Source organism: Streptomyces sp. SID11385 (assembly GCF_010548245.1).
Taxonomy (GTDB): domain Bacteria; phylum Actinomycetota; class Actinomycetes; order Streptomycetales; family Streptomycetaceae; genus Streptomyces.
The window spans coordinates 1-477 of record NZ_JAAGLR010000063.1; the positions used below are offsets into that span (position 1 = coordinate 1).

Annotated in this window: 1 pseudogene; it reads right to left on the bottom strand. The window is 79.5% G+C overall.

What is annotated here, in order from left to right:
- Positions 1–477, bottom strand: a pseudogene (locus tag G3I42_RS02385) (hypothetical protein); the annotation flags it as partial.

The window sequence follows — 477 nt, forward strand, 5'->3', positions numbered from 1 at the left end:
TCCGTGACCGGCTCGGCCGGGGGCAGCGCCCCGTCGAGCAACCGCTGCCCCGCGACCGCGGGTGCGCTGCCGAGCGGCACCCCGACGACGAGCCGCCCGCTGCGCGCCGCCTCCTGCGGCCCGTACGTCGTGAACGACAGCGACCCGGCCTGCTCGGGGGGCAGCACGGCGCAGGCGAGGGCTATCCACCGCGCGACGAGCGAGGGGTCCTTCTCGGCGACGAGGAACGGCACGCCCATGCCGTGCGACGTCGCCCCGGCCGCCCCGTGCACCGCGTCGGACGGCGTCCCCGCCGCGTACGCCGCGCCCGACTGCCTCCCCGCCGCGTACGCCGTCCCTTCCGCGTCCCGCGTTCCCGCCCGCGTCAGGGCCTCCCGCACGCCTTCGAGGAACGCCCCGACCCACGGCGCCCGCGCCCGGGCGAAGTCCCCGAGCGAGGACGAGGCGGGCGGCTCGGCGGCGAGCGGGTTCCCGCTG